Annotated in this window: 23 protein-coding genes; 14 read left to right on the top strand and 9 right to left on the bottom strand. The window is 69.6% G+C overall.

The window, feature by feature from the left end; genetic code table 11:
• Window positions 1–89: 89 nt before the first annotated feature.
• From ED208_RS08230 to ED208_RS08215, 4 genes are all read left to right on the top strand, one after another.
• The gene (locus tag ED208_RS08230) at window positions 90–2,039 is read left to right on the top strand and encodes a sensor histidine kinase (protein ID WP_123211409.1); all 1,950 of its coding nucleotides are present in this window, start codon (window positions 90–92) and stop codon (window positions 2,037–2,039) included.
• A 58-nt stretch (window positions 2,040–2,097) separates the two neighbouring features.
• A complete protein-coding gene (locus ED208_RS08225) occupies window positions 2,098–2,793 on the top strand; it encodes a peptidoglycan DD-metalloendopeptidase family protein (protein ID WP_123211408.1) in 696 nt (231 codons plus the stop codon).
• Complete coding sequence (locus ED208_RS08220; RefSeq protein ID WP_123211407.1) at window positions 2,790–3,179, top strand: cupin domain-containing protein; 390 nt, start codon at window positions 2,790–2,792, stop codon at window positions 3,177–3,179. The genes ED208_RS08225 and ED208_RS08220 overlap by 4 nt, the downstream gene beginning before the upstream one ends.
• Before the next feature lie 82 nt (window positions 3,180–3,261).
• Window positions 3,262–4,965 (top strand): hypothetical protein, encoded by a 1,704-nt coding sequence (locus ED208_RS08215; RefSeq protein WP_123211406.1) that lies wholly within the window; start codon window positions 3,262–3,264, stop codon window positions 4,963–4,965.
• 109 nt (window positions 4,966–5,074) lie between these two features.
• On the opposite strand, the gene ED208_RS08210 is transcribed toward ED208_RS08215, so the two are convergent.
• A complete protein-coding gene (locus ED208_RS08210; RefSeq protein WP_123211405.1) occupies window positions 5,075–7,093 on the bottom strand; it encodes a S8 family serine peptidase in 2,019 nt (672 codons plus the stop codon).
• A gap of 162 nt (window positions 7,094–7,255) precedes the next feature.
• Here ED208_RS08210 and ED208_RS08205 point away from each other — a divergent pair, with 162 nt between their 5' ends.
• Window positions 7,256–8,314 carry an NAD-dependent epimerase/dehydratase family protein gene (locus ED208_RS08205; RefSeq protein ID WP_123211404.1) on the top strand — a complete coding sequence of 353 codons (1,059 nt, stop codon included), beginning with the start codon at window positions 7,256–7,258 and terminating at the stop codon, window positions 8,312–8,314.
• Between the two features lie 30 nt (window positions 8,315–8,344).
• On the top strand, window positions 8,345–8,926 hold the full coding sequence (locus ED208_RS08200) for a YybH family protein (RefSeq protein ID WP_123211403.1): 582 nt from the start codon (window positions 8,345–8,347) through the stop codon (window positions 8,924–8,926).
• Window positions 8,927–8,945: 19 nt separating this feature from the next.
• Here ED208_RS08200 and mtgA read toward each other — a convergent pair whose 3' ends face one another.
• The 6 genes from mtgA to ED208_RS08170 form a co-directional block, all read right to left on the bottom strand.
• On the bottom strand, window positions 8,946–9,806 hold the full coding sequence (gene mtgA, locus ED208_RS08195) for a monofunctional biosynthetic peptidoglycan transglycosylase (protein ID WP_123211402.1): 861 nt from the start codon (window positions 9,804–9,806) through the stop codon (window positions 8,946–8,948).
• A 98-nt stretch (window positions 9,807–9,904) separates the two neighbouring features.
• Window positions 9,905–10,864 carry a patatin-like phospholipase RssA gene (gene rssA, locus ED208_RS08190; RefSeq protein ID WP_123211401.1) on the bottom strand — a complete coding sequence of 320 codons (960 nt, stop codon included), beginning with the start codon at window positions 10,862–10,864 and terminating at the stop codon, window positions 9,905–9,907.
• Window positions 10,861–11,697 carry an SDR family NAD(P)-dependent oxidoreductase gene (locus tag ED208_RS08185; protein ID WP_158608484.1) on the bottom strand — a complete coding sequence of 279 codons (837 nt, stop codon included), beginning with the start codon at window positions 11,695–11,697 and terminating at the stop codon, window positions 10,861–10,863. Before ED208_RS08185 ends, rssA begins: the two co-directional genes overlap by 4 nt.
• Window positions 11,698–11,957: 260 nt before the next feature.
• Window positions 11,958–14,150: a M3 family metallopeptidase gene (locus ED208_RS08180; RefSeq protein WP_123211399.1), complete on the bottom strand. Its 2,193-nt coding sequence runs from the start codon at window positions 14,148–14,150 to the stop codon at window positions 11,958–11,960.
• A gap of 134 nt (window positions 14,151–14,284) precedes the next feature.
• The gene (gene serA, locus ED208_RS08175; RefSeq protein ID WP_123211654.1) at window positions 14,285–15,520 is read right to left on the bottom strand and encodes a phosphoglycerate dehydrogenase; all 1,236 of its coding nucleotides are present in this window, start codon (window positions 15,518–15,520) and stop codon (window positions 14,285–14,287) included.
• Between the two features lie 142 nt (window positions 15,521–15,662).
• The gene (locus ED208_RS08170; protein WP_123211398.1) at window positions 15,663–16,001 is read right to left on the bottom strand and encodes a BON domain-containing protein; all 339 of its coding nucleotides are present in this window, start codon (window positions 15,999–16,001) and stop codon (window positions 15,663–15,665) included.
• A gap of 326 nt (window positions 16,002–16,327) precedes the next feature.
• Here ED208_RS08170 and ED208_RS08165 point away from each other — a divergent pair, with 326 nt between their 5' ends.
• From ED208_RS08165 to dacB, 4 genes are all read left to right on the top strand, one after another.
• Window positions 16,328–17,233 carry a peptidylprolyl isomerase gene (locus ED208_RS08165; RefSeq protein WP_123211653.1) on the top strand — a complete coding sequence of 302 codons (906 nt, stop codon included), beginning with the start codon at window positions 16,328–16,330 and terminating at the stop codon, window positions 17,231–17,233.
• A gap of 40 nt (window positions 17,234–17,273) precedes the next feature.
• Window positions 17,274–17,681 carry a GFA family protein gene (locus ED208_RS08160; RefSeq protein ID WP_123211397.1) on the top strand — a complete coding sequence of 136 codons (408 nt, stop codon included), beginning with the start codon at window positions 17,274–17,276 and terminating at the stop codon, window positions 17,679–17,681.
• Window positions 17,682–18,031: 350 nt separating this feature from the next.
• Window positions 18,032–19,198: a pyridoxal phosphate-dependent aminotransferase gene (locus ED208_RS08155; protein WP_123211396.1), complete on the top strand. Its 1,167-nt coding sequence runs from the start codon at window positions 18,032–18,034 to the stop codon at window positions 19,196–19,198.
• A gap of 107 nt (window positions 19,199–19,305) precedes the next feature.
• Window positions 19,306–20,754: a D-alanyl-D-alanine carboxypeptidase/D-alanyl-D-alanine endopeptidase gene (gene dacB / locus ED208_RS08150; protein WP_158608483.1), complete on the top strand. Its 1,449-nt coding sequence runs from the start codon at window positions 19,306–19,308 to the stop codon at window positions 20,752–20,754.
• A gap of 79 nt (window positions 20,755–20,833) precedes the next feature.
• Here dacB and ED208_RS08145 read toward each other — a convergent pair whose 3' ends face one another.
• Entirely contained in the window at window positions 20,834–21,244 is a 411-nt protein-coding gene (locus ED208_RS08145) for a group II truncated hemoglobin (RefSeq protein WP_123211394.1), read from the bottom strand.
• On the bottom strand, window positions 21,241–22,554 hold the full coding sequence (locus ED208_RS08140; protein ID WP_123211393.1) for an adenylate/guanylate cyclase domain-containing protein: 1,314 nt from the start codon (window positions 22,552–22,554) through the stop codon (window positions 21,241–21,243). Before ED208_RS08140 ends, ED208_RS08145 begins: the two co-directional genes overlap by 4 nt.
• Window positions 22,555–22,628: 74 nt before the next feature.
• Here ED208_RS08140 and ED208_RS08135 point away from each other — a divergent pair, with 74 nt between their 5' ends.
• From ED208_RS08135 to ED208_RS08120, 4 genes are read left to right on the top strand one after another with little or no spacing between them, the layout of a single operon-like run.
• Window positions 22,629–23,858, top strand: coding sequence for a TCR/Tet family MFS transporter (locus tag ED208_RS08135; RefSeq protein ID WP_123211392.1), 1,230 nt, complete (start codon window positions 22,629–22,631; stop codon window positions 23,856–23,858).
• The gene (locus ED208_RS08130) at window positions 23,855–24,097 is read left to right on the top strand and encodes a hypothetical protein (RefSeq protein WP_123211391.1); all 243 of its coding nucleotides are present in this window, start codon (window positions 23,855–23,857) and stop codon (window positions 24,095–24,097) included. Before ED208_RS08135 ends, ED208_RS08130 begins: the two co-directional genes overlap by 4 nt.
• Entirely contained in the window at window positions 24,094–24,501 is a 408-nt protein-coding gene (locus ED208_RS08125; protein ID WP_123211390.1) for an RNA-binding S4 domain-containing protein, read from the top strand. The genes ED208_RS08130 and ED208_RS08125 overlap by 4 nt, the downstream gene beginning before the upstream one ends.
• A 19-nt stretch (window positions 24,502–24,520) precedes the next feature.
• Window positions 24,521–25,222, top strand: coding sequence for a YoaK family protein (locus tag ED208_RS08120; protein ID WP_123211389.1), 702 nt, complete (start codon window positions 24,521–24,523; stop codon window positions 25,220–25,222).
• Window positions 25,223–25,270: the final 48 nt, after the last annotated feature.

Raw genomic sequence — 25,270 nt, 5'->3', positions numbered from 1 at the left:
CAAGCCCACCCTCCGCCCAGGCAGGGTGACTTGTCCAGCAGCGACTGACTAAGCTGCCGCCTCGCGGTCTGCCCATTTCACGGAGCGCTGTGCGTTTCAAACTCTCACTTCCTCGCTGGCTGGGCAACGCCTCCATCTCGGCCAAGCTGGCGATCTCCTTCCTCGCCTTCCTGCTCGCCACCACCGCGCTGCTGGCGGTGGTGGTGCTGGTGTTCCAGGTGCTCTCCGGCGTGCGCGCCTATGTCGGCGGCGAAGGCCTGTGGTCGAAGGGCCAGAAGGATGCCGTCTACGCGCTGAATCGCTATCTCGACAGCCGTGATCCGGCCGACTTCCACCGCTTCGAACAGGCCATCAGCATCCCGCTGGGGGACCGCCGCGCGCGGCTGGCGATGGAGCAAGACGCGGACAACTACACGCTAATCGAGCAGGGCTTTGTCCAGGGCGGCATCGCCGCCGCCGACGTTCCGGCGCTGGTGTTCCTGTTCCGCCACTTCCGCGACTTCGCCTATTTCTCCGACGCCATCGCGATCTGGCGCCAGGCCGAGGCCTATGTGCTGGAGCTGGAAGCCTGCGGCGAGGAGCTGCGCGCTCTGGCCGTACAGGGCCCCTGGAGCGCCGATCAGGTTCGGGACTTCCGAAGCCGCATCGACCACATCAACACCGCAGTGACGCCGCTGGAGCAGCGTTTCTCCTCCACCCTTGCGGAAGGCGCCCGCGCCACCCAGGGCCTGCTGCTGACCCTGGTGCTGGTGGTGGCGGCGCTGCTGACCAGCTTCGTGCTGTGGATCAGCTGGCGCATCTCCCGCGAGCTGCGTTCCAGCATCCTCGGCCTGCGGCTGGGCGCCCAGCAGGTGCGCTACGGCGATCTCAATGTCGAGATTCCGGCCCGCTCCAACGACGAACTGGGCAAGCTGACCCGCGAGTTCAACGCCATGATCGCGGCCCGGCGCAAGGCCGAGCACTCGCTGACCACCGCCCAGGAGTTCAGTGACAAGGTGATGGAGAACGCCACCAACGCCATCTACGCGCTCGACCGTCTGGGCCGCTTCACCCTGGTCAACCGCCGCACCTGCGAGATCAGCGGCTACAGCCGGGAGGAGTTGCAGGGACAGCACTACAGCCTGCTGATTCCCGAGGCCTACCACGCCGAGCTGGCCGAGCGCTTCGAGGCGATGATCCGGGGCGAAGGCGCGATCCCCCACTACGAGGTGCCGTTGGCCCGGCGTGACGGCGCCACGGTGATCGTGATGTTCAGCACGGCGGCGATGGAGCGCGATGGCCAGATCTTCGGCGCCGTCGGTGCCGCCGAGGACATCACCGAGCGCAAGCGCGCCGAGTCGGAGCTGCGCAACCGCGCCGAAGAGCTGGCGCGCTCCAACCGCGAACTGGAGCAGTTCGCCTATGTCGCCTCGCACGATCTGCAGGAGCCGCTGCGCACGGTCTCCGGCTTCGCCGAACTGCTGGCCAAGCGCTACCAGCAGCAGCTGGGCGAGGAGGCCGACGAGTACATCGGCTTCATCACCGCCGGTACCCGCCGGATGAAGAGCCTGATCGAGGATCTGCTGCGCTACTCGCGGGTCAGTCGCGAGCGCACCGAGCTGAGCCTGGTTGACCTCAACCTCGCGCTGGAAACCGCGCTGGCCAACCTCCAGGCCGCGATCCGCAGCAGCGGCGCCCAGATCGACGCCGGCCCGCTGCCCAGCCTGCGGGCCGACCGCCAGCAGCTGGTGCAGCTGTTCCAGAACCTGGTCGGTAACGCTCTGAAGTTCCGTAGCGCCGCCAGCCCCGAAGTGCGGATTCGCGCCGAGCGGCGCGGCGGCGAATGGTGGTTCTCGGTGCAGGACAACGGCATCGGCATCGACCCAACCAGTGCCGAGCGGGTGTTCCAGCTGTTCCAGCGCCTGCATACCCGCGATGTCTACGAGGGCAATGGCATCGGGCTCACCATCTGCAAGAAGATCATCGACCTGCACGGCGGCCGCATCTGGGTGGAGCCAGGCAAGCCGGGCTCGGTGTTCCACTTCACCCTGCCCGCTTAAAGCGCCATCGAGGCTGCCAGCGCAGTAAGGTAACGGCGCTCCAAGGCCATTCATCGTTATGTCCGATCTGCTCCGCCTGCTGCCCCAACTTCCAGTCGCCAGCCCCCTGCCTTTCGAGCTTGGTGCGCGGCCGGGTCTGCATCTCGATCTCAGCGAACGCAATCCGGCGCTGCGGGGCTTCGATCCCGCCGACACCGCTGCTTTCTCCGCCTGGCTGCTGGCGCAACTGCGCGAGCACGGCGCCGATTACGCCATCGGCGGCTATGGCGAGAACCGTGGTCTCTACCGCCTGAGTCCGCACTTCAACGGCGATCATGGCGAGCCCCGGACCCTGCACCTGGGCGTCGACCTCTGGCTGGCTGCCGGTACCGCCGTCCACTGCGTGCTCGCCGGCACGGTGCACAGTACCCGCGACAACGCCGTGTTCGGCGACTACGGGCCGACGGTGATCCTTGAGCACCGGTTCGAGAACCAGCGCTTCTACAGCCTCTACGGCCATCTGGCGCGGACTACGCTGCAACGCCTCCGGCCGGGACAGCGCCTGGAGGCGGGCGAACTGCTCGGCTGGCTGGGCGCACCGGAAGAGAACCTGGGCTGGCCGCCGCATCTGCATTTCCAGTTGATCGCCGACCTCGGCGGCCGGGTTGGCGACTACCCGGGCGTCTGCAAGCCTTCGGAGGCGGCGCACTGGCTGGGCTTGAGCCCGGACCCCAACCTGCTGCTGCGCCTGCCGCTGCTGCGGGAGCCGGCATGAGACTGCCCGGCGCCAGCCCGATTCACCGCGTCGATCCCGCCAGCGAACAACTCACCGAGGAGCGCTGCCACATTCTGGAGCTGGCCAACCACGCCGGCGATCCGGCGCTGTCAATCGCCCGCGCCCGCGTTGAGCCCGGCGTCTGCACCCGCTGGCATCGGCTGCACGGCATCAGCGAGCGCTACCTGATACTCGAAGGCGAGGGCCTGGTCGAGGTCGGCGCGATGGCGGCGCAGACCGTGAAGCCCGGAGATGTGGTGCTGATCGTGCCCGGCGAGCGGCAGCGGATACGGAACTCCGGTCCGCACGATCTGGTCTTTCTGGCGCTCTGCACGCCGCGCTTTCGCTGGGACGCCTACGAGGATGTCGATCCGGCGCCATTGTGAGGGGCGGCGACTGGGCGTATCGTCATTCCGACCTTCGAGTCCGATCCCCCGTGCTGGCCTGCTGCGCCGCACCCCGAGAGCCATGCGCCTTTCCCTGATCCGCTACTGCTGCGCCGCGCTGATCGCCGGCCTCGCGGCCTGCAGCCATGATTCCAGCCGCTTCGTGAAACCGGTGGCGACGCCGGTGGCCGGCAACACGGTGCAGGGCACCGGCTCCCGCTACGACGACGGCTATCTGCGCATCTTCGTCAGCTCCAACCTCGACGCCAACGGCCGCGCGCTGGACTTCGGCAAGGAAGACCAGCGGCCGGCGATGCTCTTGATCTCGGCGCGCTTCGGCAAGGGCACGGTCGCCAGCTTCGCCAGCGATACCGACCCGGAAATTCCAGTGCTGCTCTATGACGTGCAGTCCGGCAAGACGGTCAGCTCGGTGGTCAACAACGCCCTGCTCACCGAAGGCCTGCTGGTGGACCCGGAATCGCTGTCGAAGTCGCCGCACCTGCAGATCTACGTGCGCGGCGTGCCGGCCGACAAGGCGCACTGGGTCACCAATCTGCTGGCCATCGCCAACGACGAGCCGATCATGAAGCTGGGCCTGGGCTTCATCCCCGGCGGCAGCGCGGTGAACCTGCTCAGCACCCGCCTGGGCAGCCTGCTCAGCGAGGAGATCAAGTCCAGCAACAAGCCCTGGGAGGAAAAAACCCTGCTGGGCCTGCGCTCCGACCAGGGCCTGGCCGCGCTCGACGGCCGTCAGTTCGTGGTGATGCTCAACCCCAGCACCACCACGCTGGAGCCGCCCTCGCCGGACCTGCGCCGCTGCCCGGTCGACCAATCCCCCACCGGACTCTGCAATGCCGACGGCAAGCCCTGGGCACCGGCGCAGGCCTATGTGCGCTTCGAGCTGGATGTCAGCGACTACCGTTCGGTGAAGGATTTCCTCGGCACCGCCGTCTCCTGCGAGGCCGATGAGCGGGTCTGGGGCGAGTACCGGGCGCTGATCGCCTCGGGTCAGTTGGCGCGTCGCCAGACCCAGTACGAGCGTCATTTGCTGAGCCGTGGCGAACTGCTGCTGGCAATCCGCCGCGCCCAGGCCGACAGCACGCCCACGCCCTACGCCGGCCGTCTGCTCTACTTCGCCCAGCAGGCCAGCCTGCTCGGCACCCCGGACGACGCTTACTGGGCGGAGCACTTCCGCGACCGCGCCAAGCAGCTCGATGCCTGCGTCCGCAGCACGGCGATCAAGGGTCAGTCCAGCCTCGCCGGACTCTGGGACGACAGCCGCGCGGTGTTCGCGCGCACCGCCGCCTACCCGGGCTGGCGCAGCGCGCTGGCGGAAGTGCGCGGCGCCGACGCGCCGGTGCTGCGCGAGGCCGAGGACGAACTCGGTCGCCTCAACCACCTGCTGGCGCTGGACGAACTGCGCGGCCTCGACCGCCAGAGCCTGGAGAGCCTGCTGAGCCTGTCCAACCAGCTCAGGCAGATGCTGCTGCCGGCCTACGAGCGCATCGCCCAGCAGACCGTCGGAGCCAACGACCTGCCCGCCGAAGCCCGCATCGCCCATCTCGAAGCGCTGGCGCTGCGCAGCGCCTGCACCGATTGCTCCTCGCTGCTGCGCCAACGCGCCGAGGCCCTGCGCGCCAGCCTGCGGCCGCCGGAACCGCCGCCCGCCAGCGCCGAGCCCACCGCGCCGGCGGCAGACGCCGCCACCGTGCCCACGCCCAATCCGGCCGCTCCCGAAGCCAGCGGAGTGCCGGCCACGGCCGCTAACGCCGCGCCGGCTCCTTGAGCCCAGACGCCAGGCCGGCTTGGCGGGCCCGGCCCGGCGCGAATCGCAAGAGCGCGGCGCGCCAGGCGGTGCTGCTTGGCGCGCGTTAGCGTTTGCGCCGCAGGCGCTCTCAGCGCCCTGAGAAGCGGCGGCGCAGGCCCGCCGCCAGCAGGCCCAGCAGGCTGATCCAGCCGAGGGCACCACCGCCGTAGCTTCCGGACGTGCCGCCACCGGAACCACCGCCGCTGCCATTGCCACTGCCGCTACCCACCGCAGTGAGCAGCGTCGGTGCCGCCTTCGGGCTGACCTGGTCGGCCTCGGCGCTGCCCGCCAGGCTGTAGCTGCCGCTCTGGGCCGGACTCAGTTCCAGGCTCAGAGCCCACTCCTCGCCCGGTGCCAAGGCGGCGTGGCTGAAGCTCAGCACCTGGCCCTCGCTGGCGCTGGGCGCCTCGGAGGAAGACTTCAGGCTCAGGCCACTCGGCAGCGTCAGCTTCAGCAGGGCATTGCTGAGGTCGATCTTGCCGCTGGCCGGCTGGCTGAGGGTGAACACGGCGGTGTAGCTACCGCCGCTGGCGACGCTGGCTGGCGCGCTGGCCTGCACCGCCAGCTGCGGACGCGCCAGCACGGCGGCGGCGGCGTCGATGCGACCGTAGCCGAAGATGTTGTTGGGGATGGTCGCAGCATCGGTGCCGCCGCAGGTGGAGGCGGTATTGCTGGTCTTGACGTTGGGGTTGGCGGTGCGCTCGATCAGCGCGCGGATGTCGTCAACGCGACCGATCAGGCGCGGCTCGGCGGACATGATGAGAGCCACCAGGCCGGCGACGTGCGGGCCGGCCATGCTGGTGCCGCTGATGGTGTTGTAGTCGCCGTCGTTCCAGGCCGAGCGGGTGTCGACGCCGGGCGCGGTGACGTTCGGCTTGGTGCGCAGCGAAAGGTCGGTGAGCACCGGGCCCAAGCTGGAGAAGTCCGCCATCTCGTCGCCGACATCGCTGGCGCCGACCGAGAACGAGGACTCGTACACCGCCAGCGGGAAGGCGATGGTGCCGCAGACGCCACCGTTGCCGTCGTTGCCAGCCGACACCACCTGGACGATGCCGGCGGCCTTGATGGCGTCGTTGGTGGACTTCAGCAGCGGCGGAATGCAGCCCTCCAGACAACCCCAGGAGTTGTTCACCACGTCCGGCGCCATCGCCGGGTCGGCGGCGTCCGGCTGATCCACCGGGTAGGGCGCCAGCTGCCACTGCATGCAGTCGAGATAGGTGGGGATGGTCCCGACGCCGACGATGGGGTCGAGCAGCGAGCGGCAGGCGATCCACTTCGCCTCCGGTGCAACGCCGACCTGATTGGCGCCGCCGTCCCAGCCGACCATGGTGCCGGTGGTGTGGGTGCCGTGGCCGTTGGAGTCGCAGGGCACGCCGGGATCGGTGCAGAACAGATCCAGCGCGCCAAAGGCATTGCGCCAGTTGTAATCGTGATGGGCAGTGCTGCCATCCCAGCCACGGTACTGGCTCTTCAGCGCCGGGTGGTCCCACATCACGCCGACATCGTGATCGCCGACCACCACGCCCTGGCCCTTGTAGCCCAGCGCCCAGACCTCGGGCGCGCGGATCAGCGCCACGCCGGGTTCGACGCTGTCGGCCAGTGCCTTGGCGAGATCGAAGCCACCGACCGCCGCCGTCGCGCGCGGCGCCGGACGCGGAGTGTCGATGAAGCGGGCGATGCCGGCTGGTAGTTGCCGGCTGAGCTGGTTGTCGATCTTGTAGAGCTGCTTCACCGGCGCCAGCGCGGCCAGCGCCTGCAAGTCGGCCAGGCTGCCACGCGCGGTGACGGCGTTGGCGATCCAGAACGAGCGGTACTCCAGGCCCCGGGCCCGCAACTGCGCCAGCACCGGCGCCTGGCTGCGCTCGGCGGTGGCGCGCAGGGCCTGCATCACCGCCCGGCCCTTGTCGGCGCGGGTCTTCTCGGCGTCGGCGGCGGACAGATCGGCCTGCTCCTCGAACCAGATCAGGAAGTCAGCCTGACCGGCCGACTGCACCGCGCTCAGCAGCGCCGGATCGATCTTGACGCTCACCGCCGCCTGCGCGGAGGCGAAACCTGCCGTCAGCATCAGGAAAACAACCAGCTTCAACACAGCAGCCTGCAACTTCATCGGCGCTCCTAGCAACATGTCGGTCGTGGACGCGGCCGGCGGCCGCAGAATGGCAGAGGGAATTTTCCCCGCCGGATGTGGGCCGTACAGGCACGGAACGGGCCAATTTCCGGCAACATAGAAGCAACGACCGCGCCCTTACGCGGTTGACCTGAGCCCTCCATGCAAATCGACAAAACCAAGCCGGTGCTGGTCACCGGCGGCAACGGCTACATCGCTTCCTGGCTGGTGAAATACCTGCTGGAGGACGGCGTCGATGTCCACGCCACGGTCCGCGACCCCGGCAACCAGGCCAAGGTCGGCCACCTGCTCAAGGCCGCCGCCGGCGCCAAGGGCAAGCTGACGCTGTTCAAGGCCGATCTGCTCAGCGAGGGCGCCTACGACGCCGCCATGCAGGGCTGCGAGCTGGTGTTCCACACCGCCTCGCCCTTCGTCATCAAGGGTCTGAACGACCCGCAGAAGGATCTCGTCGACCCGGCGGTGATGGGCACCCGCAACGTGCTGGAAGCCGCCAACCGCGTCGCCAGCGTCAAGCGCATCGTGCTCACCGCCAGCGTGGTGTCGATCTACGGCGACGCGGTGGACATGAGCCAGCTCGGCCTGAAGACCTACACCGAGGCCTACTGGAACACCACCAGCACGGTCGATCACCAGCCCTACAACTATTCCAAGGTCGCCGCCGAGCGCGCCGCCTGGGACATCGCCAAGGCGCAGTCGCGCTGGGATCTGCTGACCATCAATCCCGGCCTGGTGCTCGGCCCCTCGCTGACCAGCGCCAGCGACTCCACCAGCCTGAGCACCATCCGCGAACTCGCCGACGGCACCCTGATGAGCGGCGTGCCGGACATGGAATTCGGCCTGGTGGACGTGCGCGACGTCGCGCTGGCTCACATCAAGGCCGGCTACACCGCCAGCGCCAGCGGCCGCCACATCGCGGTGTCCGCCTCGGTGACCATGTGGCAGATCGTGCAGATCCTCAAAGCCCGCTTCGGCCGTGGCTACCGCTGGCCACTGATGGTGGCGCCCAAGCCCATCGTCTGGCTGCTGGCGCCGCTGCAGGGCTATAGCCGTCGCTTTGTCAGCGGCAACGTCGGCTGGCCGCTGAAGTTCGACAACAGCTACACCCGCAAGGATCTCGGCCTGCAGTTCCGGCCGGTGGAAACCACCCTCGCCGAGCACTTCCAGCAGATGCTCGACGACGGCATCCTCAAGAAGCGCTGAACTTCCAACCCGCAACTGCCGATCTCCGCCATGACCCGTCTGCTCCCCGGCGCGCTGCTTGCCGCCTCGCTGCTCAGCGCCTGCGCCAGCGCGCCCAAGTCCACGGCCTACTTCCTCCCCGACCAGGTGCGGGAGACCGAGCGCGCCTTCGCCCAGACCATGGCCAACCGCGACTTCGCGGCCTTCACCCGCTTCCTCGCCGAAGACGCGATCTTCTTCGAGGGCGACAGCGCCACCCGTGGCAAGCAGCGGGTCGCCCAGGCCTGGAAGCCCTACTTCGAGGGACCGCAGGCACCGTTCTCCTGGGAACCGAGCGTGGTCGAGGTCGCCGCCAGCGGCAACCTCGCGCTCAGCAGCGGCCCGGTGCGCGATGCCAGCGGCAAGACCATCGCCCGCTTCAACACCATCTGGCGTCTGGAAGCCCCGGGCGAGTGGCGGGTGGTGTTCGACAAGGGCACCGAGGTCTGCAATTGCGAACCGAGGATCAGCACCCAGGCGGTGATCCCGGCGGAGCCGCTGCCCGGCCCTGTGGAACTGCCCCAGGCCATCGAACCCGAAGCCCTGCCCGACCCGGCCACCGCGCCGCTGGCAACACCTCCGTCCGGCAACTGAGCCGGGCGGAATCGCAGACTCAGGGTTCCGTCGGTACCGGGACCGGCTGCGGAGCGGCGCCCTCGGCGGCTGGTACCGTCGACTCGGCGCCCTCGGGCGCCTGGCTTTGCTGTTCCGGCACGGTCGGCGGCCGCGCCGCTGCCTCGGAGGCCGGGTCCGGGTCTGAGTCCGGGTCCGAATCCGCCGGTGGCTCCGGCTCCGGTTCGGCGGCGAGACGGGCGCGCTGCCCGTAGCCCATCTGCCGCAGCACCCAGGCCGCGCGCTTCTGCACATAGGGGCCGGGCTTGCTGACGCTCCAGCGGCGCGGGCTGGGCAGCACCGCCGCCAGCCGCGCCGCCTCGGCGGCGCTGAGTTTGGCGGCCGGCTTGCCGAAGTAGCGCTGCGAAGCCGCCTCGACACCGTAGATGCCCGGCCCGAACTCGGCGACGTTGAGGTAGACCTCAAGGATGCGCTCCTTGCCCCAGAGCGTTTCCAGCAACAAGGTGTAGACCGCCTCGATGCCCTTGCGGAAATAGCCGCCGCCCGGCCACAGGAACAGGTTCTTGGCGGTCTGCTGGCTGATGGTGGAGGCGCCACGGATGCGCCTGGACTTGCGGTTGTGCGCCTGCGCCTTCTTGATCGCCTCCAGATCGAAGCCGGAGTGCAGCGGAAACTTCTGGTCTTCCGCCGCAATCACCGCCTGCCCGGCCACCTTGGCGATGCGCTCCATCGGCACCCACTGGTACTGCACCGGCCGCACCTCGCTTTGCAGCATGAAGGCGGTGGTCGGCGGCGGCAGCCATTTCAGCGCCAGCACCGGCAGCAGTAGCACGGCCAGCAGCACCAGCAGCAGCCGGAGCAGCCAGCGCAGGGGGCGGAACGGGGAGCGGCGTCTGGACACGGGGGCCGGGCTGTGGAGGGACTTGGGCGGCCGCCATCAGTGGCGGCGGCGCGATAGTGCCGGCTTGCCCGCGCGGGCGCCAGCCGGCGCCGGACGGCTCAGGTGCGGCCGCGCGTCCAGGCGCGGATCTCGGCCTCATGGCGCTGCACCAGCCGCCGCCCCTCCTCGATGGCCTCGTTGGCGCGGTGGAAGTCCATCAGCGCGAAGTCCTCCAGGTGCGGGATCAGGGTGATTTCCGGCGGATCGCCGGCCATGCGGCTGCGGGTGATGCGGTCCTGCATGATGTTGACGCTGGCGGCGATCACGTCGAAGAAGCTGGGGTGCTGGCCATCACCCTGGAAGCGCGCCATCACCCGGCTCCAGAAGCTGCGCTCGGGGGTTTCGCTCCTGTCGTGCGCCTCGCGCTCGGCCTCCTCGCGGCCGGCATTGGACAGGTGCGCGCCCACCAACTGGGTGTTGAGGTTGACGGCGATCACCACGTCCGCCCCCAGCGCCCGGCAGGCCGACACCGGCACCGGATTGACCAGGCCGCCGTCGAGCATCCAGCGCTCCTCGTACATCACCGGCGAGATCACCCCCGGCAGCGCGCAGGACGCCCGCGCCGCGCTCAGCACCGGGCCGTGGTCGATCCAGATCTCGCGACCGCTGCGCATCTCGGTGGCGACGCTGACGAAGCGCTGGCTGAGCGTCTCGATGTCGGGATTCGGGTGGTGGTCGTTGAAGTAGCCGAACAGCTTCTCGCCCTTCATCACGCCGCCGGAGAGGGTGAAGTCCATCAGCCCCACCACGTCGCGGACGTTGAGCTTGCGCACCCAGTCGGCGAATTCCGCCAACTGGCCGGAGACATACACCGCACCGACCAGCGCGCCTATCGAGGTGCCGGCCACCACCTCCGGCCGCACGCCCATTGCCTCCAGCTCCTGGATCACCCCGATGTGCGCCCAGCCGCGCGCGGAACCGCTACCCAAGGCCAGGCCGATCACCTCGCGCGGCGCGGTCGGCGGCGGCGGCACTGGCGCGGCGACCTCGGCCGACTTCTTCTCACTGGACTTCTTCATGCCGACTCTCCGGCCGCGTTCAACTTGTCGCGCAGTTTTTCCAGCCGCCGCCGGTAGAACCCGGCGAGCAGCCGCAGGGCCGGCGCCGGCATTGCCACGGTCGCGAGCTGGAAGCCCAGCGCCAGCGCCGTGGTGCGTCGCGCCGGGCGCTCGGCGATGGCCTCGACGATCCAGGCGGCGGCGGCAGCGACCTCCATCTGCGGCAGGTACTTGTAGATCGCGGTGGGCGCGGTCATCGCCGTCTTCACCAGCGGGTAGTTGATGCTGGTGACATGCAGACCTTTCTCGGCCAACTCGATGCGCAGCGAGCGCGAGAAGGCATCCAGCGCCGCCTTGCTGGCCTGGTAGGCGGCGAAGCGCGGCGTGGTCATCAGCGCCGCGACGCTGGAGATGTTGATGACCTGGCCCTCGCCCTGCGCCAGCAGCAGCGGCAGCAGTCCCAAGGTCAGGCGCACCACCGCCAGGTAGTTGAGCTGGATGGTGCGCTCGAAGTCGTGCGGCCGGTCCAGGCTGTCCAGCAGCGGCCGGCGGATCGAGCGGCCGGCGTTGTTGACCAGCACATCCAGGCTGACCAGCTCCTGGCGCAGGCGCGCCACCAGGGCGTCGACCTCGGCCGGCTCGGAAAGATTGCAGGGATAGATGCGCGCGGAGCCACCGGCGGCGCCGATGGCCTGCTGCACCCGGCGCAACTCGTCCTCGCGACGGGCCACCAGCAGCAGGCGGGCACCGCGCGCGGCCAGTTGCTTCGCGGCCTCCTCGCCGATGCCGCTGGAGGCCCCGGTAATGAGCACGGTCTTGCCGCGATAGGGATCGGTGGGAGCGGACTTGGCCATGCGCGGCGACTTCGAGGGAACAAACGCCGGCGGCATGCCGGCTCCCACAGCGTGGGCGGAGGCGCGGCGCTTTTCAAGCGGATTGTCGCGGCTCTGCCCGAACCGGGCGCGGGACGATGACCCGCCCGAATACTCGCTGCGCTCGCCCCCTCTCCCCTGCCCCTCTCCCACGAGGGGAGAGGGGTTTCCATCGGTTGATGACCAAGAAAAAAACCCCGCGTCCGGTGTGGACGCGGGGTTGGTCACTGCCCGTGCTGAGCTCAGGGCGTGGCTTTCTTCTTGCCGCTCGCGGCGGCGTCCAGGCCACGCCGCACCAGCAGCGGCTGGATGTCGGCATCGCGGCCACGGAACTCGCGGAACAACTGCATGGCGTCGGCGCTACCGCCGCGCGACAGCAGCTTGGCGCGGAACCAGTCGCCGTTCTCGCGCTTCAGGCCGCCCTGCTCCTTGAACCACTCGACGGTGTCGGCATCCAGCACCTCGCTCCAGATGTAGGCGTAGTAACCGGCCGAATAGCCGCCGGCGAAGATGTGCGAGAAATAGCCGCTGCGGTAGCGCGGCGGCACGGCGGCGAAATCGACGCCGGCCTTCTTCAGCGCCGCCGCCTCGAAGCCGAGCACGCCCTCGGCCTCCGGCGTCTGCTCCGGTGCGAGCTGGTGCCAGGACTGATCCAGCAGCGCCGCGCCCAGGTACTCGGTGGTGGCGAAGCCCTGGTTGAACTTGCTGCTGGCCTTCACCTTCTCCACCAGGGCCTTGGGCATGGTCTCACCGGTCTGCCAGTGCTTGGCGTAGTGCGCCAGGATCTCGGGGTCGTCGGCCCACATCTCGTTGACCTGCGAGGGGTACTCGACGAAGTCGCGCGGCACGTTGGTGCCGGAGAAGCTCGGGTACTGCACGTCGGAGAACATGCCGTGCAGGGCGTGACCGAACTCATGGAACATCGTGGTCACCTCGTCCCAGGTGAGCAGCGTCGGCTGGCCGGCCGGCGGCTTCGGGATGTTGAGGTTGTTGGTGACCACCGGCTTGGTGCCCATCAGCTTCGACTGATCGACGAAGCTCGACATCCAGGCGCCACCGCGCTTGCTGGAGCGGGCGTAGAAGTCGCCCAGGAACAGCGCCAGCGGCGTGCCATCGGCGTTGAACACCTCGTAGACGCGCACGTCCGGTCCGTAAGTCGGCAGATCGGTGCGGCGCTTGAAGCTGAGGCCGTAGAGGCGGTTGGCGGCGTAGAACACGCCGTCTTCCAGCACCCGGTCGAGTTCGAGGTAGGGCTTCATCTGCGACTCGTCGAAGTCGTAGAGCGCCTTGCGCTGCTTCTCGGTGTAGTAGGCCCAGTCCCAGGCGGCGAGCTTGAAGCCGCCCTTCTGCTTGTCGATCAGCTTCTGCAAGGCCTGGGCTTCCTTGCGGGCGTTGGCGACCGCCGCCGGCGCCAGTTGCGCCAGGCGCTGGTTGACCGCCTTGGCACTGCCGGCGGTCTCGTCTTCGAGCACGTAGTCGGCATGGGTGGGGTAGCCGAGCAGGCGCGCGCGTTCGGCGCGCAACTGCACCAGGCTGGCGATCACGCCCCGGTTGTCGAACTCGCCGCCCTGGGTGCCGCGCGCCAGCGAGGCCCGGTACAGGCGCTCGCGCAGGGCACGGTTCTTGAGGCTGGCCAGCGGCGGCTGACCGCTGGTGTTGAGCAGGGTCAGCAGGTATTTGCCTTCCAGCCCGCGCGCCTTCGCCGCTTCGGCGGCGGTGGCAATGGCCTCGGAAGACAGGCCGTCCAGCTCGGCGACATCGTCCACCACCACGGCCCGCGCATTGGTTTCCTTCAGGTTGTTCTGCTGGAAGCGGGTGGTCAGCGAGGACAACTGCTCGTTGATGGTGCGCAACTTGGCCTTGTCGGCCTCGGCGAGATTGGCGCCGGCGCGCACGAAATCGGTGTGCGTGCGCTCGACCAGGCGCAGGGTTTCGGCGTCGAGACCCAGACTCGCGCGGCTCTCGTAGAGCGCCTTGACGCGGGCGTAGAGCGCGGCGTTGAGGTAGATGCCGTCGCGGTGCGCGGACAGCTTGGGGGCCAGCTCCGCCTGCAGCTTCTGGATCGTCGGGTTGGCATCGGTGCCGGCGAGGTAGAAGAACACCGCCGAAACGCGGTTGAGCAACTGCCCGGACTTCTCCATCGCCACCAGGGTGTTCTCCACCGTCGGCGCCGCCGGATTGCCGGCGATGGCGGCGATCTCGGCCTGCTGTTCGGCCATGCCCTGCTCGAAGGCCGGCGCGTAGTCGGCGTCGGTGATCTTGTCGAACGGCGGCAGCAGATAGGGCAGCGTGCTGGGACTGAAGAAAGGATTGCTCACGGCGGGCGGGCTGGTTTCGGCCACGGCCGGGCTGGCCGAGGCATTCTGGGGCGGAGTGTGCGCGCAGGCGGTCAGCGCCAGGGCGCCGACCAGCGTCAGGGGAGTACGGAGTCGCATGAGAGGTCCGGTGAGAATGGGCTTGCCGACCCCGGTGCGGGGCCAAGCGCTACCGCGCTTGGAGTAGCCGGGGCGGCGAAAGGTTTAAACCGCGCCGCCCACGCCCCGCCAGACCCCGCCCGGCGCGGTGGCCCTCAGTACAGCAGCCGCGTTCGCAAGGTACCGGGGATCGCCGCCAGGCCGTCCTTGAACGCCTGCGCCTGGGTCTCGTTGGCGTTGACGTCGATCACCACGTAACCGACCTGGCCCGTGGTCTGCAGGTACTGGGCGTCGATGTTGACCTCGCCGCTGGAGAACACCTCGTTGATGCGCGAGAGCATGCCCGGCACGTTGCGGTGGATGTGCAGCAGGCGGCGGCTGCTCGGGTGCTCCGGCAGCGAGACTTCAGGGAAGTTCACCGCCGACAGGGTGCTGCCGTTGTCGCTGTAGCGCACCAGCTTGGCGGCGACCTCGATGCCGATGTTCTCCTGCGCTTCCAGCGTGCTGCCGCCGACGTGCGGAGTGAGGATGACGTTGTCCATGCCGATCAGCGGCGAGACGAAGGGGTCGGCATTGCCCTTGGGCTCGACCGGGAACACGTCGATGGCAGCGCCGCCCAAGTGCTTGCTGCGCAGCGCCTCGGCCAGCGCCTCGATGTCCACCACGGTGCCGCGCGAGGCATTGATGAGCAGGCTGCCACGCTTCATCTTCTTCAGCTCGGGCGCGCCGATCATCCACTTGGTGCTGGGGGTTTCCGGCACATGCAGGCTGACGATGTCGCTGCGCTCCAGCAGCTCGCCCAGACTGGCCGCCGGGCCGGCGTTGCCGAGTGCGAGCTTGGTCTCGATGTCGTGATAGATCACCCGCATGCCCAGGCCTTCGGCGAGCACGCCGACCTGGGTGCCGATGTGGCCGTAGCCGATCAGGCCCAGGGTCTTGCCGCGCACCTCGTAGCTGCCGCTGGCGGACTTGCTCCAGCCGCCACGGTGGCACTCCATGTTCTTCTCGGGGATGCGGCGCATCAGCAGGATTGCCTCGGCGATCACCAGCTCGGCGACGCTGCGGGTGTTCGAGTACGGGGCGTTGAACACCGGAATGCCGCGCGCCTGAGCGGCTTCGAGATCGACCTGGTTGGTGCCGATGCAGAAGCAGCCGATGGTCATCAGCCGGCGCGCCTGCTCCAGCACCTCGGCGGTGAGATAGGTGCGCGAGCGGATGCCGACGATGTGGGCATCGCCGATGGCGCGGATCAGTTCCGGCTCGGGCAGCGACTTCTCGTGGAATTCGATCTGGCTGTAGCCGGCGGCGCGAAAGCTTTCGACGGCGGTTTGCGACACGCCTTCGAGCAGCAGGACCTTGATGTCCTGCTTGGGATAGGAGGTTTTCTTCATGGCGGCGAGGGCCTGCGGCGGGGCGATCCGGCTGATCGCGGCGCGCATGATGCCAGCCCGGCCCGGCAAACACAGCCCCGCGCCGGCAACAAAAAGCCGCCCGGGACGGTGGTGCCCGGGCGGCCTGCCGGTGGCGAGCCAACTAGCCGGTGAGCTCGGACTTCAGACGCAGATCGTTCTTCACCTCCTTGACGCCCTTCACATGCTTGGCGACATCCACCGCCTGCTCGATCTGGGCGGTGGAGATCACCGCGCCACTGAGCACCACCACGCCGTTGGTGGTTTCGACGCTGATGTCCAGCGACTTCAGATTGGGCTCGGCCAGAAACGCCGACTTCACCTTGGTGGTGAGCGCCGCGTCACCGGCGTACTGCTTCACCTCGGCCTTGGTCGGCGTCTGGATCGGTTCGGCCGCATGAGCCAGCAGCGGCAGGGAGCTGGCACCCAGGATGGCAGCGGCAAGCAGGGTTTGCTTCTTCACGGTACACCTCCATTTCACTTTGGGCCGGCGCCCGGGGATTCCCGAAGACGCCGGCCATTGCTGCCCTGTCACCGCAATGCGTATTGGGGCGGACCACCAATAGGGATTGCGTCGAACCGCCGTGGGCGAAAAGGAGTGGCGGATTCGATGCCTGTGCAGTGACGGGGTTCAGCCTGCGCCCCCGGCAATGAACTCCCGGTGAATCTTCACAGTGGCTCACAACGCCTTTGCGATGGCCGCGTAGGGGCAGGCCCCGCACCGAGCCCGTGCAGTGCCCAAGGCCGGCGCCAGCGTTCAGAATGGCGCTTCCACGCAAGGACGCCACCATGACACCCCGCAGACTGTTGTCCCTCGCCCTGCCCCTGCTCGCACTTGCCTTGCCCCAGGCGCAGGCGCAGGCGGCGAGCAGCGCCGAGATCCTCGCCCAGTCCAGCGCCAGCGACTGGCGCCGGCCGGATCCGGACAATCTGCTGCTGATGCAACTGCCCGGCGGCCCGGTGCTGATCGAACTGGCGCCGGCCTTCGCGCCCCGGCACGTCGCCAACATCCAGAAGCTCGCCCGCGAGCGCTACTACGACGGCCTGGCGGTGGTCCGCGTGCAGGACAACTACGTCGCCCAGTGGGGCGACCCCCAGGCCGAGGACGCCACCCTGCGCCGGCCGATGATCGAAGGCCAGCCGCAACTGCCCGGCGAGTTCAGCCGGCCCATCGCCGGCCTGGAGCTGAGCCCGCTGCCGGATGGCGATGTCTATGCGCCCGGCGTGGGCTACTACCAGGGTTTCCCGGTGGCCAGCAGCCGCAAGCTCGGCCGCGCCTGGCTCGCCCACTGCTATGGCATGGTCGGTGCCGGCCGTGGCGACACCGCCGACAGCGGCAGCGGCGCCGAGCTGTACGCCGTCATCGGCCATGCGCCGCGTCACCTGGACCGCAACGTCACCCTGGTCGGCCGGGTGTTGCAGGGCATGGAGAATCTGTCCAGCCTGCCGCGCGGCCACGGCCCGCTGGGCTTCTATCTGCCGGAAGAGGCAAACACGCCGATCCGCAGCCTGCAAAAGGTCGGCGAACTGCCGCCGGAGCAGCGCCCGAAGGTGGAAGTGCTGCGCACCGACACCGCCACCTGGAAAGCCTACGTGGAAGCCCGGCGCACACGCCGCGAGGACTGGTTCCTGGAACCGACCGGCCGCATCGAACTGTGCAATGTGCCGGCGCCAGTGCGGGTGGTCGCGCCTTGAACGAGCCGATTTCGACTGAAATTTCCCTAGGAACAAGCCCATGAGCGAGACACACTGCGGATCCTGCCTGTGCGGCCAGGTCCGCTTTGAGGTGCAAGGCGCCTTCGAGCGCTTCTTCCTCTGCCATTGCAGCCACTGCCGCAAGGACAGCGGCTCGGCGCACGCGGCGAATCTGTTCAGCAGCACCGCCAGCCTGCAGTGGCTGACCGGCCAGGAGAGCGTCCGCAGCTTCAATCTGCCTGCCACCCGGCATACCCGCTCCTTCTGCACCGCCTGCGGCTCGGCGCTGCCTTACGCGGACGCCGCTGGCGGCTTCCTGGTGGTGCCGGCCGGCAGCCTGGACAGCGAACTGCGCCGGCGTCCGGATGCCCATCTGTTCACCGCCAGCCGGGCGGCCTGGGACCAGGGCCTGGAGTCGATCCCCTCGTTTCCCGGCTTTCCCTCCTGAGGCGCCGCGCCTTCGCTGGCCGGCGCTTCGCCATGGAAGGCAGAGGCGCAAGCCTCTCCGGAGACCGCCACGACGAAGGGGCTCAGCCGCTATCCAGCGGTCTGCGGCCTGCTGGCAACCGGGCCGGCGACCCTGCTGGCCCTCAGCAAAGGGCCAAGCGCGGGTGCGCAAAGCCTGGGAGGCCAGCAGCGCAAGAGACCCTCTTACCCTGCATCACCGGGGAGATGGCGGCGTCATGACGGCGGGCGAGCCCCTCAAGCTGCCGTCCCGGATGCGCCAGCCGGGGTATCAGCGGAGCGCTTCTTGCTAACTTTGCTGGCATTCCTTTCCGCCTCAGGAGACTGACGACCATGCTTGCCCTCAGCCGCCGCCACTTTCTGCAGCTCGCCGCCGCCAGCGGCGCCGCGCTCGCCCTGCCGGCGCTCACCGAGGCCGACCTCGCCCAGGCCGCCGCCCCCGCCGCCGGGCCGGGCGCGGTGCTGCTCAACTACAACGAGAACCCGCTGGGCCCAGGCCGCGCGGCGCGCGCGGCGATCATCGAGGCAATCCCCCGCAGCGGCCGCTACCTGTTCGAGCTGACCGCCGAGCTGGTGGCGGAATTCACGGCGCAGAACGGCCTGAAGCCGGACTACGTATTGCCCTACGCCGGCTCCAGCGAGCCGCTGCAATACCTGAGCCTCGCCTACACCGGGCCGGGCCGCAGCCTGGTCACTGCCGACCCCACCTTCGAGAGTGCCGCCGAGGTCGCGCGCGCCAACGGCGCCACGGTGCATGCGCTGCCGGTGCTGGCCGACGGTGCCCACGATGTCGAGGCCATGCTCGCCGCCGACCCCAAGGCCGGGCTGATCGTGATCTGCAACCCCAACAACCCCACTGGCTCGGTGACCCCGCGCGCCGCCATCGAGTACGCGCTGGCGCACAAGCCGGCCGGCTCGCTGCTGCTGGTGGACGAGGCCTACATCCACTACTCCGAGCAGAAATCGGTGCTCGATCTGGTCGCCGCCGATGGCGAGCTGGTGGTGCTGCGCACCTTCTCCAAGCTCTACGGCATGGCCGGCCTGCGGGTGGGCCTGGCGGTAGGCCGGCCCGATCTGCTGGCCAAGCTCAAGCCCTATGGCAACAACCCGATGCCGGTGCTCAGCGTCGCGGCGGCGCTGGCCAGCCTGCGCGACCCCAGCCTGGTGCCCAGCCGCCGCCAGCAGACCGCCCGGCTGCGGGCGGATGTCGCCGGCTGGCTGCAGGCGCGCGGCCACCGGGTGACGCCCTCGGAGGCCAATTGCTTCCTGTTCGAGGCCGGCCGGCCCGGCAAGGAGCTGGCGGCGGCGATGGCGGCGCAGGGCGTGGTGATCGGCCGTAGCTGGCCGAGCTGGCCGCAGTGGTCGCGCCTGACCATCGGCACGGCGGCGGAGATGGCGCGCTTCAAGACCGTGTTCGCGGCGGTGGCCGGCAGCCCGGCGCCCACCCGCCTCGGTCAGATCGAACCAAGCCTGCCGGCGTTTGTCCCACACTGGGCTTGACGCTGGGTTGATGCCCAAGGCCTCAGCCTTTATACAGTCGCCCCGGTTTTTCCCGGCCGCCCCGCCCGGCCCCAGATTGGTCCTCAATGCCGTCTTTCCATCGCTTCTTGCCTCGCCTCCCCGTCTTGCTGCTGGCCGGCCTGGCCTTCGGTCCCGGCCTCGCCCATGCCGACCTGCCGGCTCTGAGCAAGCTGCAATCGCAGGGCGGCAAGGTCAGCGCCCTGGTGGTGGATCTGGACCGCAACGAGGCGATTGCCGCGCTGAACGCCGACAGCCGGCTGTCGCCGGCCTCGGTGACCAAGCTGGTCACCGCCGGTGCTGCGCTGGACGCCTGGCCGGCCGACCGCAGCTTCACCACCCGCCTGCTGTCCGAACGCGGCCCGCGTGAAGGCGCCATCGAGGGCGCGCTGACCCTGCACGGCGAAGGCGACTCCACCCTGGATCACCAGGCGCTGTTCTCGCTGGCGGTGCAACTGCGCTCGGCCGACGTCACCGCCGTCAATGGCGGCATCACCGTCAGCACCGCGCCGTTCGGCCCGCTCGGCTGCGAGACCAAGGACCGCTGCGACGCCCTGGTCAAAAGCGCGACCGCCTACAACGCGCCGCTGGCGGCGCTGGGCGTGGACTACGGCAACTGGTGCATCGAGGTGCGTCCGCAACGGGTCGGCACGCCGGCGCAGATCACCGCCTGTGGCGGCGTGCAACTGCCGATTGCGGTCGAAGGCAGCGTGATGGTGGTGCCCTCCGGCCGCCGCCAGACCTTCTACCTGGACCGTTTCACCAACAGCGGCGGCGACTTCCTGCGGGTCGGCGGCGAGCTGCCCATGGGCGGCATGCAGACGCTCTACCGCGCCATGTCCGAGCCCAGCCTGGGCACCGGCCTGCTGCTGCGCGAGACCCTGCGCTCGGTCGGCATCCGGGTCGATGGCGCGGTCAGCGTCTCCCCCGAATGGCCGTCCAACGGCGCCACCGAGCTGGCGCGGGTGGAAGGCGCGGCGCTCAAGGAACAACTGGCGCGCATGCTGCGCCACTCCAACAACTATGTCGCCGACCTCATCACCCTGAATGTCGCGGTCGCCATCGGCCGCAAGCCCGGACCGCTGGCCGATGCCGCACAATCGCTGAGCGACTACGTGGCGCGCGCCCAGCCGGGGAAGAAGAACGACGCCCGGCCGGTGCTGTTCTCCGGCTCCGGCCTGACCCCGGAGAACCGGTTGTCGGCGCAGGACCTGGTCTCGGTGCTGGAACACCAGTACCGCGACACCCGCCGCTTCCCCGCCTTCTACGGCGGCCTGGTGGTGCCGCGCGAGGGGCCCTATGCCTTCCTGCGTCGCGGCGGCAGCCCCGCCTGGCTGGACCGGGTGGCGCTGAAGACCGGCACGCTCAGCGAGCCGATCTCGGTCAACGCCATGGCCGGCTATCTGCGCAAGAAGAACGGCGGCTGGATGGCCTTCGCGGTGATCGTCAACGGCGCGCCGCCGCGCCGGGTGATCCCCTTCGGCACCGCCGTCGAGGCGATCCGCACCGACATCGAGCAGATCCTGGCGCGCTACTGAGGCACCCGCCAGCTTCGCGCGGTCATCCGGCTCCGCCACCCGGCGTGCGGCGAATCGCGCCGCCGCCTCCAGCCGGCCGCTAAGCGTCGCCGGCTGGCGTACCCGGCTCGGGCCGGTTGCGCATCCAGTCGGCGGTGCCGGCGAGGTGCTGCATCAGCACCGCCGCCAGCTCCGGCTCCACCCGCCGTTGCAGCAGCGCGCCGGCCATGCAGTGCAGCCACTGGTCGCGCTCGGCGATGCCGATGGAAAACGGGAAGTGCCGCATCTTCAGGCGCGGATGCCCGTAGCGCTGCTGGAAGTACTGCGGCCCACCGGTCCAGCCGCAGAGAAACCAGTACAGCTTGTCGCGCGAGCCGGCTAGATCGGCCGGATGCAGGTCGCGGATCAGGGCGTAGTCGGGCTGCTGATCCATGCGGTCGTAGAAGGCATCGACCAGGGCGCGCAGGCCCTCGTCGCCGCCCAGGGCCTGATGAAGACTGGTTTCACTCATGCCGCCGATAGCGGCTGCAAGGCATGCAGCATCACCGTCTCCTCGTAACCCTTGATGGCCTCCGGCGAGCGCGCCAGGAAGCGCGCCGCCAGCTCCGGCGCCAGCGCCTGCCGGCTGGTCTGGTCGATCAGCAGCTCGCCGTCCCCGGCGCGCTGGCAGAGCCGGGCGGCGAGATTGATCGCCGAACCCACCGCCACATACTCCAGCCGGCCGGCACCGTGGATGGCGCCGACGGTCGCCACGCCGCTGGCGATGCCGACGCCCAGGCCGATCTCCGGCGCCCACTGCCGCAACTGCGGCCGCAACTGCTCGATCAGCGCGATGCCCAGGCGCGCGGCGCGGGCGGCGTGATCCTTCTGCGCCACCGGCGCGCCGAGCAGGATCAGCACGCCATCGCCGGCATGGTCCTTGACCGTGCCGCCCTCGGCGGCGGCGGCGGCACCGACGGCGGCGTAGTAGCGCTCCAGCAGGTTCATCACCTCCTCGCTGCCGCGCTCCTGGCTGTAGGCGGTGAAGCCGCGCAGGTCGCAGAACACCGCGCTGAGCGTCCGTCGCTCGCGCTTGAGCGCGCGTTCGATGCCCTTGAGGCGGACCATGCCGGCCACCTCCGGCGCCAAGAACTGGCTCATGAACTGCCCGCGCCGGCTCAGCACGTTGAGGTAGCGCAGCGAGCCGGCCAGCACGATCAGCAGCGCCAGCGCGATCAGCACCGGCACCAGGCTCGGCCGCACCATCAGGCTGGCGAAGAACAGCGGCCCGGCCAGCAGCAGCGCGCGCAGGCGGATCGACTCCGCCGGGTCGGTGCGGGTGATCAGCAGCATGAAGATGGCGATGGCCGCGACCAGCGCGGCGGCGCCCAGCACCGGCGCGAAGATCGCCCACTCCAGCGGCCGCACCCGGATCAGGCCGCTCAGTCCGCTGGTGGCATCGGCCGGGTCCAGCCAGAGATAGCCGAGCGCCAGGCCGCCGTAGACCAGCATCAGGATCTGGGCGGCGCGGAACAGCCAGTGGATGGCGCCGCGCAGCCGGCGGGTGGCGGTCTCGGCGACGCGCCGCGCCCACTCGATGCCGGTCAGCAGACAGAACACCTCCATGCCACGGGTGAGACCGGTGAGCAGCACCGGATGGGCGCTGCTGGCGGCCAGTTCCAGCGGCGCCAGTTGCAGGCGGATGCCGAGCACGATCAGGCACAGCGCCAGCGCCCGGCTGCTGCGGCTGTGGCGGTCGGCGAGACCGAAGATCAGCCCGCAACCGGAAGCGAACAGGCCCACCACCAGAAAGGCATCGGCGGAGGCGGTGGCTGGGTCCATGCGGGAGGATGCGCGCCGCGACAGCGCGGCGAGGCTTGGTTGAAAATGGACCGGTACTTTAGTGCAGACGCTCCATGTCCGACGCTTTCAGTCCGGTAGCGGCCCGGCCAGCCGCGCTGGTCTTCATCTTCATCACCGTGCTGATCGACGTGCTGGCGTTCGGCATCATCATCCCGGTGCTGCCCAAGCTGGTGGAGGAGTTCCTCGGCGGCGACACCCCGCGCGCCGCCGAAATCTACGGTCTGTTCGGCATCGCCTGGGCGCTGATGCAGTTCCTGTTCGCGCCGGTTCTCGGCGCGCTTTCCGACCGCTACGGGCGCCGGCCGGTGATCCTGCTGTCCTGCCTCGGACTGGGCCTGGACTACGTGCTGATGGCGCTGGCACCCTCGCTGCTCTGGCTGTTCGTCGGCCGGGTGATCTCCGGCATCACCGCCGCCAGCTTCACCACCGCCGGCGCCTACATCGCCGATGTCACCCCGCCGGAAAAGCGCGCCGGCGCCTACGGCATGATCGGCGCCGCCTGGGGCGTCGGCTTCGTGCTCGGCCCGGCGCTGGGCGGCCTGCTCGGGCATTTCGACCCGCGCTGGCCGTTCTGGGGCGCGGCCGGGCTGGCGCTGCTGAACTTCCTCTACGGCTGGCTGGTGCTGCCGGAATCGCTGCCGGCCAGTCGCCGCAGCCGGCTGCAATGGGCCAAGGCCAATCCCTTCGGCGCGCTCCGTCTGTTGCGCTCGCACCGCGAGCTGTTCGGGCTGGCTGGCGTCAACGTGCTGTTCTATCTAGCCCACCACTCGCTGCCCAGCGTGTTCGTGCTCTACACCAGCTACCGCTACGGCTGGAGCATCGCCACCACCGGCTCGGCGCTGGCCCTGGTCGGCGTGTGCAGCGTGATCGTGCAGGCCGGCCTGGTGAAACCGGCGGTGCGCTGGCTGGGCGAGCGCGGCGCGCTGCTGCTGGGCTCGGTGGCAGGCGTGATCGGCTTCGCCGGCTTTGCGCTGTCGCCGACCGCGCTGGGGATGTGGCTGAGCATCCCGGTATTCGAGCTGATGGGCCTGACCCAGCCGGCGATGCAGGCACTGATGACCCGCCATGTCGGCGAATCCGAGCAGGGCCAGTTGCAGGGCGCCAATGGCGCGATCATGGGACTCACCGGCATCGTCGGCCCGGGCCTGTTCGCCTACACCTTCGCCTGGTTCATCCGCCCGGAGGCGAGCCCGCCGCTACCCGGCGCGCCCTTCCTGCTGGCCGCCGCATTGATGCTGGCGGCGGCGCTGCTGGCGGCGCGGGTGACCCGGAGACCGGCATGAGCCGCGTCGAAGCGGTGCTCGAACAGCTGGAACCCTGGTTCGACGAGCGCGAACGCGCCGCCCTGGAAGCCGCCTGCGCGCTGGCGGCCGACGGCGGAGCCATCGACCTGCCGGCCCTGCTGCACGCGGTGGAGACCGCGCGGGCGCCGGCCGAGGCGCGCCGGATCGCCGCCAGCGCCCTGCGCTACCGCCTGGGCCTGCCGGTAGTCCCCGGCGCCCCCTGCCGGAAAGGCCCGTGACGCCGCGCCGGGTGGACAGCCTGCGGCTGGACAAATGGCTGTGGGCGGCGCGCTTCTACAAGACCCGCAATCTCGCCAAGCAGGCCATCGACAGCGGCCATGTGAAGCTCGACGGCGAGCGCGCCAAGACCAGCAAGGAGCTGCGCCCCGGCCAGCGGCTGCAACTGCGGCGCGGCCAGGAGGAGATCGAGCTGCTGGTCCTCGCCTTGTCCGACCAGCGCGGCGGCGCGCCCGAGGCGCAAACCCTCTACGAGGAAACCGCCGGCAGCCGCGAACGCCGTGCCCAGGCGGCGCTGGAGCGGCGCGCCAACGCCGTCCAGCACCCGGACGGCCGCCCGACGCGCCAGCAGCGGCGCGCTATCCTTGGCTACAAGCGCGGCGCCCTCGGCGATCCCAGCGCCTGAACTGCCCGCCATCACGACCATGCCGTTTTCCGCCAGCCACCACCGCCAGCTCGACCGCTGGCTGTTCGTGGGCGGGCCCCTGCTGGCGCTGCTCGCCGGCTATGTGAACGTGATCCTGCTGATGAGCTTCTCGGTGCCGGTGAGCCATGTCACCGGCTCGGTCGCGCACCTGGGCCTGGACGGCGCCCATCACGACGCCGCCCACCTGCGCCTGGCCGCCAGCATGGTGCTGGCCTTCCTGATCGGCGCTGCGATCACCGGCTACTGGACCGACGGCCAGATGTTCCAGCACCGGCGCCGCTACGGCCTGGTGTTCGTGGTGCAGGGCCTGATGTTCGGCCTCGCCGCCCACTGGCTGGCGGAGGAGAGCCCCTGGGCGGTGCCCGCCGCCGCGCTCGGCTGCGGCATGCAGAACGCGCTGGCCAGCAGCTATCGCGGCATGAACCTGCGCACCACCCACATGACCGGCATCGTCACCGACATCGGCGTGCTGCTGGGCCTGCGCGCGCGCGGCCAGCAGATCCAGTGGTGGCGGCTGGCGCTGCTGAGCCTGATCTTCGGCGGCTATCTGCTCGGCACGGTGATGGGCGTGCTGGTCGCCGACCGCTGGCGGGCGCTGGCGCTGTATCTTTCCGCCTGGACCTGCCTGATCGGCGGCATCAGCTACCTGCTGCTGTTCCCGCGCATCCGTGGCGCCGACGCGACCACGACCTCGGTCTAGCCCGGTCGGCGCCAGTTCAGCCCTCGTTCAGCGCCGCGACCGCAAATG

This window comes from Stagnimonas aquatica, from assembly GCF_003730135.1.
GTDB classification, from domain to species: Bacteria; Pseudomonadota; Gammaproteobacteria; order Nevskiales; family Nevskiaceae; genus Stagnimonas; species Stagnimonas aquatica.
This window is presented reverse-complemented; position numbering and strand designations above follow the sequence as displayed.

Coding starts and splice junctions, on each gene's coding strand:
- ED208_RS08225 (WP_123211408.1), top strand. CDS start 2,098: ATGTCCGATCTGCTCCGCCTGCTGCCCCAACTTCCAGTCGCCAGCCCC.
- ED208_RS08220 (WP_123211407.1), top strand. CDS start 2,790: ATGAGACTGCCCGGCGCCAGCCCGATTCACCGCGTCGATCCCGCCAGC.
- ED208_RS08215 (WP_123211406.1), top strand. CDS start 3,262: ATGCGCCTTTCCCTGATCCGCTACTGCTGCGCCGCGCTGATCGCCGGC.
- ED208_RS08210 (WP_123211405.1), bottom strand. CDS start 7,093: ATGAAGTTGCAGGCTGCTGTGTTGAAGCTGGTTGTTTTCCTGATGCTG.
- ED208_RS08205 (WP_123211404.1), top strand. CDS start 7,256: ATGCAAATCGACAAAACCAAGCCGGTGCTGGTCACCGGCGGCAACGGC.
- ED208_RS08200 (WP_123211403.1), top strand. CDS start 8,345: ATGACCCGTCTGCTCCCCGGCGCGCTGCTTGCCGCCTCGCTGCTCAGC.
- rssA (WP_123211401.1), bottom strand. CDS start 10,864: ATGAAGAAGTCCAGTGAGAAGAAGTCGGCCGAGGTCGCCGCGCCAGTG.
- ED208_RS08185 (WP_158608484.1), bottom strand. CDS start 11,697: ATGGCCAAGTCCGCTCCCACCGATCCCTATCGCGGCAAGACCGTGCTC.
- ED208_RS08180 (WP_123211399.1), bottom strand. CDS start 14,150: ATGCGACTCCGTACTCCCCTGACGCTGGTCGGCGCCCTGGCGCTGACC.
- serA (WP_123211654.1), bottom strand. CDS start 15,520: ATGAAGAAAACCTCCTATCCCAAGCAGGACATCAAGGTCCTGCTGCTC.
- ED208_RS08165 (WP_123211653.1), top strand. CDS start 16,328: ATGACACCCCGCAGACTGTTGTCCCTCGCCCTGCCCCTGCTCGCACTT.
- ED208_RS08160 (WP_123211397.1), top strand. CDS start 17,274: ATGAGCGAGACACACTGCGGATCCTGCCTGTGCGGCCAGGTCCGCTTT.
- ED208_RS08155 (WP_123211396.1), top strand. CDS start 18,032: ATGCTTGCCCTCAGCCGCCGCCACTTTCTGCAGCTCGCCGCCGCCAGC.
- ED208_RS08145 (WP_123211394.1), bottom strand. CDS start 21,244: ATGAGTGAAACCAGTCTTCATCAGGCCCTGGGCGGCGACGAGGGCCTG.
- ED208_RS08140 (WP_123211393.1), bottom strand. CDS start 22,554: ATGGACCCAGCCACCGCCTCCGCCGATGCCTTTCTGGTGGTGGGCCTG.
- ED208_RS08135 (WP_123211392.1), top strand. CDS start 22,629: ATGTCCGACGCTTTCAGTCCGGTAGCGGCCCGGCCAGCCGCGCTGGTC.
- ED208_RS08130 (WP_123211391.1), top strand. CDS start 23,855: ATGAGCCGCGTCGAAGCGGTGCTCGAACAGCTGGAACCCTGGTTCGAC.
- ED208_RS08120 (WP_123211389.1), top strand. CDS start 24,521: ATGCCGTTTTCCGCCAGCCACCACCGCCAGCTCGACCGCTGGCTGTTC.